Origin of the sequence: Marinobacter sp. LV10R510-11A, assembly GCF_900215155.1 — a bacterium.
Lineage (GTDB): Bacteria > Pseudomonadota > Gammaproteobacteria > Pseudomonadales > Oleiphilaceae > Marinobacter.
Genome location: NZ_LT907980.1, coordinates 2,468,392 through 2,483,806 on the forward strand (window position 1 = coordinate 2,468,392; position 15,415 = coordinate 2,483,806).

The 15,415-nt window shown below is 53.8% G+C and carries 14 protein-coding genes; 4 read left to right on the top strand and 10 right to left on the bottom strand.

The window, feature by feature from the left end:
- The first annotated feature begins 527 nt into the window (after positions 1-527).
- The 4 genes from glnA to glnG all read left to right on the top strand — a co-directional run bounded on the left by glnA (position 528) and on the right by glnG (position 5,228).
- Positions 528-1,931 (top strand): glutamate--ammonia ligase, encoded by a 1,404-nt coding sequence (gene glnA, locus CPH80_RS11755; protein ID WP_096278008.1) that lies wholly within the window; start codon positions 528-530, stop codon positions 1,929-1,931.
- A 178-nt stretch (positions 1,932-2,109) separates the two neighbouring features.
- Complete coding sequence (locus CPH80_RS11760) at positions 2,110-2,634, top strand: DUF4124 domain-containing protein (RefSeq protein ID WP_096278010.1); 525 nt, start codon at positions 2,110-2,112, stop codon at positions 2,632-2,634.
- Positions 2,635-2,706: 72 nt separating this feature from the next.
- The gene (gene glnL, locus CPH80_RS11765) at positions 2,707-3,801 is read left to right on the top strand and encodes a nitrogen regulation protein NR(II) (protein ID WP_096278012.1); all 1,095 of its coding nucleotides are present in this window, start codon (positions 2,707-2,709) and stop codon (positions 3,799-3,801) included.
- Positions 3,798-5,228 (top strand): nitrogen regulation protein NR(I), encoded by a 1,431-nt coding sequence (glnG, locus tag CPH80_RS11770; protein WP_096278014.1) that lies wholly within the window; start codon positions 3,798-3,800, stop codon positions 5,226-5,228. Before glnL ends, glnG begins: the two co-directional genes overlap by 4 nt.
- 377 nt (positions 5,229-5,605) lie before the next feature.
- Here the strand turns inward: glnG and CPH80_RS11775 are convergent, their stop codons facing one another.
- The 10 genes from CPH80_RS11775 to CPH80_RS11820 all read right to left on the bottom strand — a co-directional run bounded on the left by CPH80_RS11775 (position 5,606) and on the right by CPH80_RS11820 (position 15,406).
- Complete coding sequence (locus tag CPH80_RS11775; protein WP_157746893.1) at positions 5,606-9,868, bottom strand: DUF6701 domain-containing protein; 4,263 nt, start codon at positions 9,866-9,868, stop codon at positions 5,606-5,608.
- Between the two features lie 80 nt (positions 9,869-9,948).
- Positions 9,949-10,365 (bottom strand): hypothetical protein, encoded by a 417-nt coding sequence (locus CPH80_RS11780; RefSeq protein WP_096278018.1) that lies wholly within the window; start codon positions 10,363-10,365, stop codon positions 9,949-9,951.
- Positions 10,355-11,146, bottom strand: a complete 792-nt coding sequence (locus tag CPH80_RS11785) for a type II secretion system protein J (RefSeq protein ID WP_096278020.1) — start codon at positions 11,144-11,146, stop codon at positions 10,355-10,357. The genes CPH80_RS11780 and CPH80_RS11785 overlap by 11 nt, the downstream gene beginning before the upstream one ends.
- On the bottom strand, positions 11,146-11,655 hold the full coding sequence (locus CPH80_RS11790) for a type II secretion system protein (protein ID WP_227520131.1): 510 nt from the start codon (positions 11,653-11,655) through the stop codon (positions 11,146-11,148). Before CPH80_RS11790 ends, CPH80_RS11785 begins: the two co-directional genes overlap by 1 nt.
- Positions 11,652-12,134 carry a type II secretion system protein gene (locus CPH80_RS11795; protein WP_227520132.1) on the bottom strand — a complete coding sequence of 161 codons (483 nt, stop codon included), beginning with the start codon at positions 12,132-12,134 and terminating at the stop codon, positions 11,652-11,654. Before CPH80_RS11795 ends, CPH80_RS11790 begins: the two co-directional genes overlap by 4 nt.
- A 165-nt stretch (positions 12,135-12,299) precedes the next feature.
- Positions 12,300-12,743 (bottom strand): type II secretion system protein, encoded by a 444-nt coding sequence (locus tag CPH80_RS23165; protein WP_197703540.1) that lies wholly within the window; start codon positions 12,741-12,743, stop codon positions 12,300-12,302.
- A gap of 365 nt (positions 12,744-13,108) precedes the next feature.
- Positions 13,109-13,552 (bottom strand): type IV pilin protein, encoded by a 444-nt coding sequence (locus tag CPH80_RS22945; protein ID WP_096278026.1) that lies wholly within the window; start codon positions 13,550-13,552, stop codon positions 13,109-13,111.
- Positions 13,553-13,748: 196 nt separating this feature from the next.
- Positions 13,749-14,192 (bottom strand): type IV pilin protein, encoded by a 444-nt coding sequence (locus CPH80_RS23170; protein WP_096278028.1) that lies wholly within the window; start codon positions 14,190-14,192, stop codon positions 13,749-13,751.
- A 189-nt stretch (positions 14,193-14,381) separates the two neighbouring features.
- On the bottom strand, positions 14,382-14,843 hold the full coding sequence (locus CPH80_RS22950) for a type IV pilin protein (protein ID WP_197703541.1): 462 nt from the start codon (positions 14,841-14,843) through the stop codon (positions 14,382-14,384).
- A 35-nt stretch (positions 14,844-14,878) separates the two neighbouring features.
- The gene (locus tag CPH80_RS11820) at positions 14,879-15,406 is read right to left on the bottom strand and encodes a type II secretion system protein (protein WP_096278030.1); all 528 of its coding nucleotides are present in this window, start codon (positions 15,404-15,406) and stop codon (positions 14,879-14,881) included.
- Between the last annotated feature and the right edge of the window lie 9 nt (positions 15,407-15,415).

Sequence of the window (15,415 nt, forward strand, 5' to 3'; positions counted from 1 at the left end):
AACTCATCCACCGGAGCCCAAAGGCCCGGCGCCTCACACGTGACAACCAGATCGATAATCCGGGCACATGCGGAGAAAATGAAGCGGCGCGCAGTATACCGAAAACTCTGCACCGTTTATATGCAGAAGAACGCCTATTTCTTAATCAGTTTCATCAAGCAACCTTAACGCACCACTTTCGCGCGGTCTCAAAACCAATCTCACAGCAATGCACCAAAACTGTGCAAGGTTTCATTGCCGCAGAAGTCCACCCAGGGAAATACCCCCTCACCGGCGTGCGCAAAGCGCGCTACCCGGCAAAAAACCACCAATTCAGGGTCGCTACTTAAACCTGGCAAGCACCTTGCTTTAATCTACCCACTAGGCTTTTTAACCTTCTGTACAGCTGAAATGTGAAGGTAAGAACCAACAGCTTTTGCTAAGCTGCGCAAACCTGTAACGCAGACCGGAATTCAGTCTCACAGAACCATCCGGAACACCGATCACGAATACACCCGCAGTGCGGGATTACTTACGGAGCATGCATAATGTCCAAGACAGTTGATTTGATCAAAGAACACGAAGTCAAATGGGTTGATCTGCGCTTCACCGACACCCGGGGTAAAGAGCAGCACATAACCATGCCTGCAACCGTGGTAGATGAGGACTTCTTCACCGAAGGCAAAATGTTTGATGGTTCCTCTATCTCTGGCTGGAAAGGCATCAACGAATCCGACATGATCCTGATGCCAGATGACAGCAGCTGTGTTCTGGATCCGTTCACCGAAGAATGCACCATCAACATTACTTGTGACATTGTTGAGCCCTCCACTATGCAGGGTTACGAACGGGATCCCCGCTCCGTTGCCCACCGCGCCGAAGAATATTTGAAATCTACGGGCATCGCAGATGGCGCACTGTTTGGCCCTGAGCCAGAGTTCTTTGTTTTCGACTCTGTTAAATGGAAAACAGACATGCAGGGCTCTATGTATGAGCTCTTTTCCGAAGAAGCAGCTTGGGTCTCCGGGGATGATTTTAACCGGAACAATATGGGCCACCGCCCGGGCGTAAAAGGCGGCTATTTCCCAGTACCACCCGTAGACAGCCTGCACGACTTGCGAGGCGCCATGTGTGCGGCCATGGAGTCCATGGGGCTAGATATTGAAGTGCACCACCACGAAGTGGGCACGGCAGGCCAGTGTGAAATCGGTGTTGGCCCCAACCCGCTTACTAAAAAAGCGGACGAAGTCCAGATTCTGAAATACTGCGTGCACAACGTGGCCCACGCCTACGGCAAAACCGCCACATTTATGCCAAAGCCGGTCGTCGGTGACAACGGTTCGGGCATGCACGTGCACATGAGCTTGAATAAAGACGGCAAAAACCTGTTTGCAGGCGATAGCTACGCGGGCCTGAGCGAAATGGCACTGTTCTATGTTGGCGGTATCATCAAGCATGCAAAGGCTATCAACGCGTTTACCAACCCGGCCACCAACAGTTACAAGCGCCTAGTTCCAGGCTACGAGGCCCCGGTGATGCTGGCTTATTCTGCCCGCAACCGTTCTGCATCTATCCGCATCCCATATGTAACCAGCCCGAAAGCCCGCCGCGTGGAAGTACGCTTCCCAGACGCCGCAGCCAACCCATACCTGGCGTTCGCTGCCCTGATGATGGCCGGCCTTGATGGCATTCAGAACAAGATTCACCCTGGCGATGCCATGGACAAGGATCTGTATGACCTGCCCAAAGAAGAGGCGCTGAGCATTCCAAAAGTGGCTGAAACTTTGCAGGAGGCACTGGACTGCCTGAAAGAAGACCATGAGTTTTTGACCCGCGGCGGCGTGTTCACTGAAGATATGATCCAAGGCTACATCGATCTGAAGCGTGGTGAGGTTGAGCGCATCAACATGACCACCCACCCGGTTGAGTTCGAACTGTATTATTCATGCTAATAGCAGTACCTAAAGCCTCGCTCCCACAGAGCGGGGCTTTTTTGTGGGACTGTTCTTGTGGACTAGAGCACAACGCCGCCGCCCTTAACGATATGTAATCATCATCTCCGCTCTGCCACATTGAAAAGGTCAGCCCGGCCATTGATAATCAGATCAAATATTACTGCAGGCTGTACTTATGAACCCAAGGCTAGGAATCACCGTGGGGCTAATGCTCCTGATCGCAGGGCCGGTTACCGCAGAGGTTTACCGCAATGTGGATGCACAGGGCAATGTAACCTTCTCCGATGAGCCCTCCAAAGGCGCAGAGGCGGTAAAGGTAAAGCCGGTTACAACCATCACCCTCCCGAAGCCGCAAAACGTGCGGGAAACCGACAAACTCCGGGAAGACGTAAAGCGGGAAGGCTCGGTGTATGAAAGCGTCTCATTCACCCACCCTGAAAACGAGCAGGCATTTTACAGCGGCAGTGGTGATGTGCGCTTTGACATGCGCAGTACGCCAGGGCTGAAGCCCGGCCACAAATACGAAGTAACACTGGATGGCCAACCAGTTGGCCAGAGCACGTCGGGCTCCGTTAACGTTAGCAATGTGTACCGGGGCACTCACAACGCCGGTATTCATATTGTGGACAAAAATGGGGTTCAGATTAAAACCGGCAGCCCTGTTCGCTTTACCGTTCATCGCCCCTCCACCCAGAACTAACGCCTTTGCAGTAAAAGCATCGAGACTGGTTCGGTTTTTGCTGAATCCTGTTACAACCAACAGGAAATGCCCATGGCGCACTCATTAGCCAACGCAAACAGATACAAAAACATGCTGGATAACCTCACCACAGCCATTGTTGTGCTGGAAAAAAATCTAGCAATCCGCTATCTGAATCCCGCGGCCGAAAGCCTGCTTGAAACCAGCATGGCCCGCAGCACTGGCCTTACATTCGGCGACATACTTCTGGATTCTGATGGTGCCCTCAGAACCCTGCGCAAAGCAGCTGAAACTGGCCGATCATACACCCGGCGGGAAACAGAGTTCCTGCTTGCCAGTGGTTCACGCAGAATCGTGGACTACTCTGTTTCACTGCTTGACGAGAACCCGATTGCGCTACTGGTCGAGATACAGCCCAGGGATCGCCTGCTGCGGATTAGCCGGGAAGAGGGCCTGATCGCCCAGCAAGAAACCACACGGACGTTGGTGCGCGGCATGGCCCACGAAATCAAAAATCCGCTTGGTGGCATTCGTGGTGCCGCTCAACTGCTTGATCGTGAACTGAGCGAAGGCCAGAGGGAATATACTCGGGTCATCATTGAAGAAGCTGATCGCTTGCGTAACCTTGTGGATCGCATGCTCGGCCCCAACAAAGCGCTGAAACTGGCACCCGCTAACATCCATGAAATTCTTGAGCGCGTACGCACCCTGCTGGAAGCAGAGAGCAAGGGCCGCGTGCTGTTCAAACGAGACTACGACCCCAGCCTACCCGAGTTTTCGGGTGACAAAGAGCTGTTAATCCAGGCCGTCCTCAACATCGCACGCAATGCCATGGAGGCGGCCTTTGAGAGCCGGGCAAGCCAGCGCAATGAGGCAAAAACCCCCACCATTACGTTTCGCACCCGCGCCCTGCGACAGGTCACCATCGGCCCTAGGCGGCATCGGCTTGGATGCCGGGTAGACATTATCGACAACGGCCCCGGGATCGCACCGGAACTGCGCCAAAACATTTTTTATCCAATGATCAGCGGTCGCGCCAACGGCACTGGACTTGGGCTGTCCATTACTCAGAGCATCATCGGCCAGCACCATGGGCTGGTTGAGTGTGAGAGTGAGCCAGGCCAGACAGACTTCATTATCTTATTGCCTCTGGAGGCCACATCATGAGCCAAGAACACGCCAAAATCTGGATCGTAGATGATGACCGCAGCATACGCTGGGTGCTGGAGCGGGCCCTAAGCCAGGCCGGCATGCAGCCTACCGCCTTCGAGAGCGGAGAAACGATCATGGAGCGGCTGGAGCGCGAGCAGCCAGACGCCATTATAAGCGACATCCGCATGCCCGGAGTGGATGGCATCACCCTGCTGTCACGGATTGTTGAAGCACACCCAAACATACCCGTTATCATCATGACCGCCCATTCCGATCTGGAAAGTGCGGTGACCAGTTACCAAACCGGTGCCTTCGAGTATCTACCAAAACCCTTTGACGTAAACGATGCCGTTGCCCTGGCAAAACGGGCCGTCGCGCACAGCCATGAACAGCGCGCAGTGTCTGAGCCGCAAACAACAACCCTGGAGAAACGTACCGAAATCATCGGCGAAGCCCCCGCCATGCAGGAAGTTTTCCGCGCTATCGGTCGGCTTTCACATTCCAATATCACCGTTCTGATCAACGGTGAAAGTGGCACTGGCAAAGAGCTGGTTGCTCAGGCGCTGCATAACCACAGCCCCAGGGCTCGGCATCCGTTTATTGCCCTGAATATGTCGGCAATTCCCAGAGATCTCATTGAATCTGAGCTATTCGGCCACGAAAAGGGCGCCTTTACCGGTGCCGCAGCGGTGCGCCAGGGCCGTTTCGAACAGGCCAACGACGGCACCCTATTCCTTGATGAAATCGGCGACATGCCCAGCGACACTCAAACACGCCTATTGCGGGTTCTGGCCGATGGCGAGTTCTACCGGGTTGGCGGCACCACGTCCATCAAAGTGGATGTCCGCATCATTGCAGCCACGCACCAGAACCTGGAGAAGCTGGTTCAGTCTGGCGCATTCCGGGAAGACCTTTTCCACCGACTGAACGTCATTCGTGTGCACCTGCCCAAACTGGCTGAGCGCCGTGAAGATATCCCCCAACTGATGCAGTATTTCCTGCAACGGGCCGCCAGCGAACTGGCTGTGGAGCCCAAGATCCTGCGGCCAGAGGCCGAGAACTATCTCACCACCCTGCCTTGGCCCGGCAATGTGCGACAGCTTGAGAATACCTGCCGATGGCTTACGGTCATGGCAAGCGGCAGAGAGGTTCACATTGATGACCTGCCCCCCGAGTTGCGGCAACACAGTGAACAACTCGCTACCGCAACCACCTGGCAGGAGGGACTGAGAAACTGGGCCGATCAGGCGTTAAAGCGAGGGGAAAAGGCAATTCTCGAGTCGGCCATGCCAGAGTTTGAAAAAATTATGATCGAGACCGCCCTCAAACACACCGGCGGGCGGCGCCGAGATGCGTCCGTTCTTCTCGGCTGGGGGCGGAACACCCTCACGCGCAAGATCAATGAATTGGGCATGGAAAGTGCCGAGAACGATGAAGTTTGACGGAATAAACAGCCAAGCTCGCTCATATTTTCTGCGGATACGCCCCGCCTCTGGGTTGGCAATCGCCCGCCAAAGCATCTCAAACAAAACATTTGGCCGTGCCGCGTTTGAGACTTTTTTGCGGCGAATTTGCCGCATCTGAATAAAACGAAACAATACTCCGTAGATGAAATCCAAAGCGAGCCATGGATCATGGAAAATGACTTGCTTACACCGACGATGAAAATTTGCCGACGAAAAATTGAAAATCAATACGTCGATAAATTTGAGCCTTGGGCAAAGCAGAAATGCTCGGTGGTGTGGGCTTAAGAAAGGCTCAGTGCGGATTGAACATTATCCGCATGCACCTGCCGAACGAGACTGATTTCTCTTCACCGCTATTTCTCCCGCCAGTAGATCACTCGGTCGTGGCCGCGGTAGACGCCGAAGGTGGCCAAGGCTGAGGGGTTTTCAAATGCGCCGTCATTATCGAAGTCCCCTTGCAACCAAACAGGCACGGTAAAGGTGACCGGAACATCCCCTCGGTTTGACTCGCCAGGAGCCATTAGCACCAATTCACTCCCGGGCTCTGGACTGCCGTTATCCAACGTGCCAGAAGCTCCCGCAACCGACGTGCTGCCGCCAGAAAGCCCGGAAGGGTCGATAGTAACGCTTGAGGCTGTGTTGTAAGCCCAGCAGCTATCGGCTGTATTAGGCACAAAGCCATCCGTTTCCGAAAGGAAATACTGGGACTGAAATGGCACCATCAAATCCGATGTTTCTGGCCCATAGGCGTTTGTGAGCTGAAGTCTTCCAAAGCGGATATCAAAACCAAACACTGGATCAAGAGCCACCGGAAGTTGAGAAGATGTCACATCATCTGCATCTTCCAGAGCGGTCAATTCGATCCGGTAGTCTGGCGTGATTGGCGCGACTCTTGTCTCTACTGTTTTCTGATAGGCAATGCTATCGCTTGCCGCAAATCGATACCGGAGCTGCCCTCTATCCAGTACCGTCAGCGCCCCGGGATCCAGGTTAGTTTGCACAGGGAACAGATCACCCACACTATTACGCGCAACGAGATCCGTATTGCGTGCAGTCCGCCCAATATCGCTGGATGACAGCCGCAGGAAATTACCAAGCGTGTAATTTCGCGTTATGTCGCCCTGTACGTTGACCGCATCAATCTGGAGCAAGGGCTCCAGAGCCGTTTCCCAGCTCAGGGCCTGGCCGGTGTAGGCAAACAGGTCTGTTACCGAGCAATACGGACTCACCTCGCCGGGCTCAATAACCGTGACGTTAAAACGATCCGGAACAAAACGCCCAACATAGTCCACCGCATTCCCGGTCACATCGTCGGTAGAGAGATAACTGCCACTGGTGAGCATAGGGGTCAGTTTGAGAATGCCCACCTCACCCCAGCTAAACTGGCCACACGCCGTTCCACCCGCGCTCGCATTCCCGTTACAGTCTTCGCCCGACGAACCAAAGGAACCCGTCAGAGCGGGAAAGTCACCGCCAGAGGGAGCAACCAATTCTGCAATCAGGCTTACCCCTTCGTTCGGCGATTCCTGACCAAAGTTTGGAGTAACGTTACCACTGGCATTGATTGCGGCGACATTGATTTCAAAATCCGCACCCGCAGCAACAAAGTCATTCCCGGCAGCCACAGTAGATGCCCCCGGATTACCGGGAATGTCCAACCGGAAGTAGTCCGGCCGCGCAACAAAATCGCTGCCACCAAGCATCACCAGGCCAGCTTCTTCGTCGCTTCCGTCGTATCTGGCATTCAGGCGAACATCGCCGACGTCTGCGTAACGCAGCTGCACTTCGGCTACACCATTACCATCAAATGCCAGCGCGCGGGTTGCTCCCGAGCTACCAGGCAAAGCGCTACCATCTGCAATAAGCGGTTCTGAGCCCGTTGAAGGATTCACATAGGCGGACCACAGCGATACCGATTTTGTTTCGTTATCGAAACCGGGAACGCACTCTTCGGTGATGTCGTCTTTACGGACGGCGGCAATACTCGCCGTTTGTTCGGTATCCGAGACATGATCCGGAATGGAAATATCGAATCCGGAATCGAAAAACGTCAGATCGCATTTCGTAGTGCTAACACCACCCGGTGTTCCATCACTGCAAAGCGTGCGCGAAAATGCTTTTGTGCCAGGGTTTGAACTGGGTACACCAAGAGTGACTGTGGAGGGGCTGGTAATTCTCAATGTGCGAGGCGCGGTGCCACCGGTCATGGTGAAGGTATTGCCACCGACCCATCCTGATGGAGACAACGCCACCTCAACCGGATCATTAAATATCTCACTGCAGTCTGCGTTATCGCACGCCCTGATCGTAACCACTTCCGGTCGACAGGTCAGCGAGTTGCCACTGTGTTCAAGCTCAAAATGGTCGACCAGCGGCTGTACAGGCCCCACTTTATCGGCACAAACCTGAAGGTTGTCGAGTTCGTGAATATTGGTTGAACCACCCGTGGAACCCGTCAGTGATAAAAAAAGATTGTCGGGTATCGACGGCTGTCCCGAGAGGGTTTCCTGAATCAGCAGATCAAAACTGTTACCAGTACCCCGGCCCTTGCGCTCAACAGTCAGAACCGGCGTGATATTGTTCCTTGAATCAATGGTGATCCGGTATCGGAACGGATTATTGCCGTTGTTCGAGTCGATCCCCGGTGACAAGCCGCCCGAGTCGGCTATGTATGCGTAATCCGGCAACGCCCCGCGCACGGCAACAGAGTCGAGTGTGCGCCCGTTGGTGCCCCCTACACGGCCTTCATTGTTGTTGGAGAAGTTGCCGTATTCATCCAGACCAATCCCCAGCCAGCCGCCTGCAAAACCACCACTGCCATTCGGCACTTGCGCATACCCAAGTGAGCCGCCATAACCGCCGGCCTGGGGTGTAACAGATGCATCCGAGAACACCACGGCCAGCCCGTCGGCGCCAGATCCGCCATAGGCGAAATAATCGAACTCAACTTGGACGAAATTATCGGCGCCGGGAAATATCCGCTGATAGGTTGCAGCAGTTGCCTGATTGCCTGCGGCCTCAGTCATCCGGAGGCGACCGTTCACAATCGTTGGCGAGAAGGCACCGTTCGACGTGGTTGTCACCCAGTCGTCACCAAGAGCTGTCCGCTCAAAATCATCCGGCTCACAGATAAAGGACCGCGCTCTCAGCACGACATCGTCAATATGCCAAAAATCAAAGTCGCCACCGTTCCCATCCAACTGCGAGAAGCGGAACTGGAAATCGGCATGAAGTGCGTCGGCAGGTAGTTCGAACTCTGTGGTGCCGATCTCGCCTTCACTGCCATTGCCAGCCTGGAACTCAATTTGCACCCAGTCCCCATCATCATTGAGGTACTGCACGAATAAATCTTCATCGTTGTCGGGATTTTCACTGAACGAATCGTCACCGCGCCGCCACCAATAATCAAGACTGCCCGTGCTTACATCGGACAAGTCGATCACCGGCGACACAACACTCACACCCCCGCTAGACGTGAACAAAGATGAATCCCCACTGCTGCTAGTCTGGCTGCTGATACCAGCTTCACCTCCACCAAAACTGTTAATTGTCCATCCGTCGCTCGCAAGGGTGCCAACGTCAAAATCATCGCAGAATACGGCCGAAATCCCAGTACAAAACGAATCGGGCCGCGTCAGCAAGCCTACGGCGTTTGCATCAAATGCAAAAAAACTGACCGCTTCCTCCAGGCCGCTTCGTTCCGAATCGTTTACCTGGTCCTCGTCTACGTGAATTTCAATACCGCTGGGAGCTACCTCGGCTCCACAGAGTCGAAGCCAGCCGCCATTGGCACCAGACATCGTGCTCTGACTGGCAACGGCGTCCGGAATGGATGAGAACCCACCAAGTGTTACGCTCTGGCACCCATTAGAATGCCGGCCAACATCCAGTCCGGCAGGTGCTCCCGACGCATAAGTATTCCCGTTATTTGTTCCCGATGCGGGCTCAATAGCCACCCAACCAATAACTTCAGCGCCATGTGTGCTCGTCACTTCGGCACCCTCCAAAGCCAGGCTCATGTCCGCAGATCCCGGACGCGCACCCGTATTGTTACTACTAGCGAACGACGTTGAAGCAATCCAGTTTGAGTCGTTAAAGCTGTTTACCGAATGCAGGACGGCTGGGGGCGAGCTGAACGCCTGCTGAAAACTCACCGTGTCTGCCGCATTCGAGCTGCCAACCCCCGATCGCACCGTGGATGTCGTCAGACGCCCCGCTTCCAAAAGGGTACCGTCCGGGAACGCCCAGATGCCCTCTTCAACAACCCAGTACCTGATCGTTTCGTTACTCCAGCTACCGCCCGATGGACAGGCGACACCGCCAGTGCTCCCACCCGCACTCTCACAGGGGCTCTGAAAACCAACCTCGAAACTTGTCGCGTTAACATTTCGAACCCGGGCGCTGAGCGAGTTGTCATTATTGTGTGAGACGGGACCCACGATAACCACCGGGCTGGTGTAACTTTCACTCAAGGTAACGGTCTCCCAGTTGCCCTGGTCGATCGAATCGCTGACCGTAACGGACCCGGTTTCAAAAAACGCGTCCTCAGCAAGAGCCGGCATCGCCACCATCAGCCCGCACAAAAAACCCATTGCCGCACTTATTTGACGAGTCATACCCCACCCCCTAACTGCGTGACTAAACACTGGGCATTTCACCAGTGTGTGGCCAAGCGGCCTTAATGAACGCAAAGACATCATCGGGCACGTACCTCCACAGTGCGGTAAACCTGCTCAACACCCGAGCCGCACTGGCCGATGCTCGACAAGGTGTAGACCGTCTCGTCGGCAGAATCGCCATCGATATCGACGTCCACAGAATTACACGAACTGGTCACCTGACAGCCATTGAGCCCTGACGCACTAAAAGACAAGGGCGACGTGGAAACACTTGAACAGCTCGCTCCGCGCAGCGCTTCTGTTACGGCGACCTGAGCACCACTCTCAGCGGCAAAAAACGCACGTTGCGACTGAATCTGCAAACTCACTGCCTGCCCACTACGCTCCTGCAACTGAGCCATACCGACAACGAGCAACGCCAGCACGGTAATAATGAACAGGGCTATCGGCAGGCCGGCACCCTGTTGTTTTTTGGGAGAATGATCAGGGCACATTGCGAATCTGTACCTCCTGACTAACCGTGGTCGTTTCATCGCTCTGCGGGTCTTTCAGGGTGAAGGTGAACTGCACCACCGCTGCCCTACGAAGGGTCGGCGGCATGTACTTCAAATCCACATTGCCGGTAAGATTGGCTGCCAGCACTTCTGCAGCGACGCCAGGAGGTGACGGCTGACTGGTATTTGGAGCATACCCACTGTACCGATAAAGGAATTGCCCACTCTGGCAAAGGCTTACCGGCTTACCGACTACAAAAAGACGCTTCTCAGGCGAGCGTTCCCGAAACCGATGGCTGTTTTTCAAAGTAATAACCGCCGGTGAGGTAGCGTTTTCTATGTCGGTAATCGCCGGTGAAACCGGCCCAGGATTTGCGGTCCCATAAAGAGAATCGGTTGAGGTCCCATAGCCGTACACAATGGCACGGGTCGTTCCAATTGAAGGGGTTCCAAATGGAGGGGGTTCACTGAATGGCACAACGGGAATTTCATCCCGGTTCGGCATCTTCGTCAAGCCGGTATACGCCGTGCCAGCTTCAATCGGCAGCCACTCCAGGCAATTTCCCGAAACCCGAATAGAAAGCGGGAAGGCTTCACGCAGCTCGCGGCTAATCTGCTCACCAATCACCACCCCTTGCAGAGCTCGCTGCTGCCGGGCGGCCACATCAATAGCTCCTCGGGTAGACAGCGCCACAAACTGAACGGAAATAGTCGCGACGATGCTTAACAGCACAATGACTATCACCAATTCAATTAATGTGAATCCGGCTGCCCTTCGCATCAGAAATTCGCTCTGTAAGCGGTGAACAAGTAGCTCTGGCTGGACGGATCAATGATGGTTATGTCTATACGTTTGGCCTCGTCGGCGGCAAGCCCAACCTCCCCTCCAGCGCAGGAAACGTTTACTGACACAGTAAACCCAGAGTAAGCAGAGCCCAAGAGTTCACCGTCGGTATTTTCCGATGCTGCACTGTTGATGGCGTTGTAATCATCCACATCGTCGTAGTTCTCGCGGTCACTTTCTTCGGTGTTGATGGCGCAGCCACTGGTCTTAGGCACACCTCCGGGCGGCGTGGCTTCATCGTATTTTCGGGAGAGTATTTCATCCATATAAAGCTGGGCCAATCCCACGGCCCGGGTCTGATTGAGTGGGTCCGCACTGCGGCCAGTAATGACGGCGAAAGCTCCGACTACGCCCGCGATAGCCACACTGATAATAACAATGGTGATCACCAGCTCAACGAGCGTGGCCCCGGAAGCTCGGGTATGGGGAAAGCGGCACGGCATCATTGGCACGTACCGGCATAAACGGCGCCCAGCGAACTGAGGCACAGATCAAACTGGCTATCGCCTGAGATTCTGAAATCAATGTTTGCGCGAGCAATGGGCGCAGCAACCCTGCCCATGGCGTCGAAGCTTACCGAATAGCCGCCAGAAGTCACGGCGGAAAAACGGGTCTGGCTTTGCTGCCGATAGCTCAGGGTGGCTCCGTTGCGTTTTAGCGAGAAGTTCTGGCCGCCAACGATAAACGACAGGGCGTCACTATCCTGCTCGATAGTAACTGTATTGGATGAGTTCCCCGCTAACGCTGCCTGCTGAGCAAGCAGCGTGGCGGAGGCAAGTTGCTGGGTGACCAGCAAGGGAGAAAAGGCGGAGCGGCTGGCAAAAAGGCCAACACCCAGCGCGGAGAGAACCCCGATCAGGATGATGACCATGACCAGTTCGACAAGGGTGAACCCCGATGACATCGGGGCGTTCTTTATTTTCATGCCCCTCTCCCCTATTCCCGGCCACCCATGAAACCTAAAAACTTAGGTCGGGTTAGCGAAGCGTAACCCGACGTCGAGTGCCATGGGTGACCAGTTTTGTCGAATTACGCTACGCTCATTGTGCCCTTCACGGATAAAGCCGAGCTATCGGGCCCCAACCATTCTTTAACAGCCACTAATATTCTCATTCGTAATCGTGCCAGTCGTCCCGTCGTAATCGAAATTACAAGCAATAATTGGCTGCCCAGCAGAATCCAAAACAGAAATCCTACCGTTACCGCTAGTACCCATATAAAAGTCATCAGTTACCTGAGATGCAACTCCAATACCGAGACGGGTTGGTTTTGGATAGCCTTGATTGGTCATTCGCACGGTGGAGCCTTCAATCGTTATCGTTATATTTGAACCACCGGGGCTGCCATCGGCCAACCACTTGGATTGAGCGATGCCAGCTGCTGATTTCACCGCTCCCCTCGCACCATCAAGCGCTGACAGCCTGGCATCTCTGCTCAAATCCGCAAATCGCGGCAACGCAAATGCCGCCAGAATGCCCAGAATAACAATTACGATCACCAGTTCGATCAGGGTGAAGCCTGCCGATTTCTTCATGCTCGTCGCTTTCATAGTGTTACTTTCAAAGGCTATTGATCTCTTTTCCCAGGGAAGTGTTTAATGAATGACCAGCTCCAAGAGAGTGAACCCCCATGACATCGGGGCGTTCTTTGTTTTCGTGCCCCTCTCCCCTATTCCCTGCCACCCATGGAACGTAAAAACGTAGGTCGGGTTAGCGAAAGCGTAATCCGACATCGGGTGCCATGGCAGACCAGTTTTGTCGAATTACGCTGTGATCAGCGTGCCTTTCACGGATAAATCCGACCTACAAGCTAACCGGAATTCTTTCCATCCATCACTAGCTCAACAAGCCCGAAACACGCTGAGCCAGGAGCGCTGGATTTGATATCTTGAAATCAAAGTTAGCACCCCGTGATGGTTGCGGAGGTGCCACCATTCGCTTGATCATATGTAAATTCGCAACTTCCAGTAGTTGTTCCGGCAATGCTAATGACTGCTGTGCCAGTGCCATCTGTCAAAGTGAAATCGGTGCCAATCTGAGCAGCGTCACCAATACTCCCAGCCACCGCTGTCGGGTAACCTTCTGCGCTCATTGCGATACTAGTTCCTTCAAGAGTGATAGTACCAGCACCAGTACTGCCTTTCGCTAACCACTTCGAATGGGCGATTGCTGCTGCCGATTTAACAGAACCTTGCGCTCCTCCAAGCGTCGCAGCTCTAGCATCTCCCCCCAAATCCGCAAACCGCGGCAACGCAAACGCTGCCAGAATGCCTAGAATGACAATCACCATGACCAGTTCGATCAGGGTGAAGCCTGCTGTTTTCTTCATGTTCATTGCTTTCATAGTGTTAGTCCCGAGGGCTATTGATCTGTTTTTTTCAAAGCAGTCTCTAATTAATGACCAGCTCCAAGAGGGTGAACCCCAATGACATCGGGGCGGCTTTATTGTCATCTCCCTCTCCTCGGCCGTCCATGAAACGTAAAAACGCAGGTCGGATTACGCTTTCGCTAATCCGACCTACCAGATTCACAACCAATGTTTAACAGTCACTCACATCACCATCATCGGTAGAACCATCTGTCCCATCGTAGGTGAAATTACAATTAGTACGCGCTGTGCCACCATCCAGAACAGAGATCATACCCGTTGTAACATCAAAGTCGTCTGATATCTGAGCTGCAACTCCAATGCCGGGATCATCTTCGGTCGGATAGCCATTAGCAGTCATAGTGATACCGGTTGCTCCTTCCAAATCAACAGCTTGGGAATCCACACTGCCATCAGCAAGCCAACGCGAGTGAGCAATGGCAGCTGCTGATTTCACTGTCCCCCTCGCACCATCAAGCGTTGCCAGCCTGGCATCACCACCCAAATCCGCAAACCGCGGAAGCGCGAACGCCGCCAGAATGCCTAGAATTACAATCACCATGACCAGTTCGATCAGGGTAAAACCTGCTTTTTTCTTCATGTTCATTGCTTTCATAGTGTTACTCCCAAAGGCTAAGGATCTGTTTTCTTGACGCAGTGTTTAATGAATGACCAGTTCCACGAGGGTGAACCCCGATGACATCGGAGCTTTTTTCATTGTCATCCCCCTCTCCCATCTTCCAGAATACCCGCTAAACGCAGGCCAAGTTAGACTTCAAACATCCGACCTGATACGCACTCGACTTTAGCACCCAGTAGTTACAATACCTGTCACTTGGCCAGTGGTTTCGCCGTAAGTGAACTGGCATTCGCTTACAGGGTCTGCTGTAAAGTCAGTAATAGTGAATACGCCGTCCTTTGTCCCCGGAGTGAACGTGAAATCTATTGTATCGATCTGAGCGGCGGCTGTGATGTCTCCTAAAGCTGCCTTAGGGTAACCAGCGGCGCTCATAATAATGTTGACCCCGTCCATATCCACTGGAGATGCATTTCCAGTAGCGAGCCAAGCTGAGTGCGCAATTGCAGATGCTGATTTAACACTTCCTGCAGCGCCCTGAATAGAAGCTGCTCGCGCCTCCCCACCCAAATCCGCAAACCGCGGCAACGCAAACGCCGCCAGAATGCCCAGAATTACAATCACCATCACCAGTTCGATCAGGGTGAAGCCTTTTTCTTTTCTTGATGCCATTGCTGTCATCGCTTTCATATTAGATCTCTATTTTACCGTTTTGGCTTGGATTTTTAGTTAATTATGGTCGAGATTTCACCGTTGTCGGCGTCGTAGCCAATGATGCTGCCCAATCCGTCCAACTGGTACGTAAAGACACAGTCGCTGCCCGGGTCACCGTCTGCATCTCCTTGAGTCGTCACAGCGTAATCTGGGGTTCCTCCGGCGATCGTTGGGGCATTCGATTGCAGAACGCCGGCCCAAACTTCACGGCAGCGAGCAGCGGTCATATTTGTACTGGCTGGCCCACCAGTTGCGATAGGCCAGCCATCTCCACTGACATCAACATCGTCGTTACCAAAGCCTTGAACGTTTTCCGTTGCTGCGCTAAGACCATTGGATACCCACTGCACCTTGGTCAGAGCCACACCCGCGCTCAATGCGCCCGCAGTGCCCTGAATACTTGAACGATGCGCCTGCTCCGAAAGCTGCGCAAACCTTGGCAACGCAAAGGCGGCCAAAATGGCCAGGATGGAAATAACCACCACCAGTTCAATTAGGGTAAAGCCCCGTTGTTCCTGTTTTCTGTTTACCTGTCTCATAATCAGCCC

Excerpts from the sequence above, each read along its gene's own strand:
- glnA (WP_096278008.1), top strand. The coding sequence starts at position 528 with ATGTCCAAGACAGTTGATTTGATCAAAGAACACGAAGTCAAATGGGTT.
- CPH80_RS11760 (WP_096278010.1), top strand. The coding sequence starts at position 2,110 with ATGAACCCAAGGCTAGGAATCACCGTGGGGCTAATGCTCCTGATCGCA.
- glnL (WP_096278012.1), top strand. The coding sequence starts at position 2,707 with ATGGCGCACTCATTAGCCAACGCAAACAGATACAAAAACATGCTGGAT.
- glnG (WP_096278014.1), top strand. The coding sequence starts at position 3,798 with ATGAGCCAAGAACACGCCAAAATCTGGATCGTAGATGATGACCGCAGC.
- CPH80_RS11775 (WP_157746893.1), bottom strand. The coding sequence starts at position 9,868 with ATGACTCGTCAAATAAGTGCGGCAATGGGTTTTTTGTGCGGGCTGATG.
- CPH80_RS11780 (WP_096278018.1), bottom strand. The coding sequence starts at position 10,365 with ATGTGCCCTGATCATTCTCCCAAAAAACAACAGGGTGCCGGCCTGCCG.
- CPH80_RS11785 (WP_096278020.1), bottom strand. The coding sequence starts at position 11,146 with ATGCGAAGGGCAGCCGGATTCACATTAATTGAATTGGTGATAGTCATT.
- CPH80_RS11790 (WP_227520131.1), bottom strand. The coding sequence starts at position 11,655 with ATGATGCCGTGCCGCTTTCCCCATACCCGAGCTTCCGGGGCCACGCTC.
- CPH80_RS11795 (WP_227520132.1), bottom strand. The coding sequence starts at position 12,134 with ATGAAAATAAAGAACGCCCCGATGTCATCGGGGTTCACCCTTGTCGAA.
- CPH80_RS23165 (WP_197703540.1), bottom strand. The coding sequence starts at position 12,743 with ATGAAGAAATCGGCAGGCTTCACCCTGATCGAACTGGTGATCGTAATT.
- CPH80_RS22945 (WP_096278026.1), bottom strand. The coding sequence starts at position 13,552 with ATGAAAGCAATGAACATGAAGAAAACAGCAGGCTTCACCCTGATCGAA.
- CPH80_RS23170 (WP_096278028.1), bottom strand. The coding sequence starts at position 14,192 with ATGAAAGCAATGAACATGAAGAAAAAAGCAGGTTTTACCCTGATCGAA.
- CPH80_RS22950 (WP_197703541.1), bottom strand. The coding sequence starts at position 14,843 with ATGAAAGCGATGACAGCAATGGCATCAAGAAAAGAAAAAGGCTTCACC.
- CPH80_RS11820 (WP_096278030.1), bottom strand. The coding sequence starts at position 15,406 with ATGAGACAGGTAAACAGAAAACAGGAACAACGGGGCTTTACCCTAATT.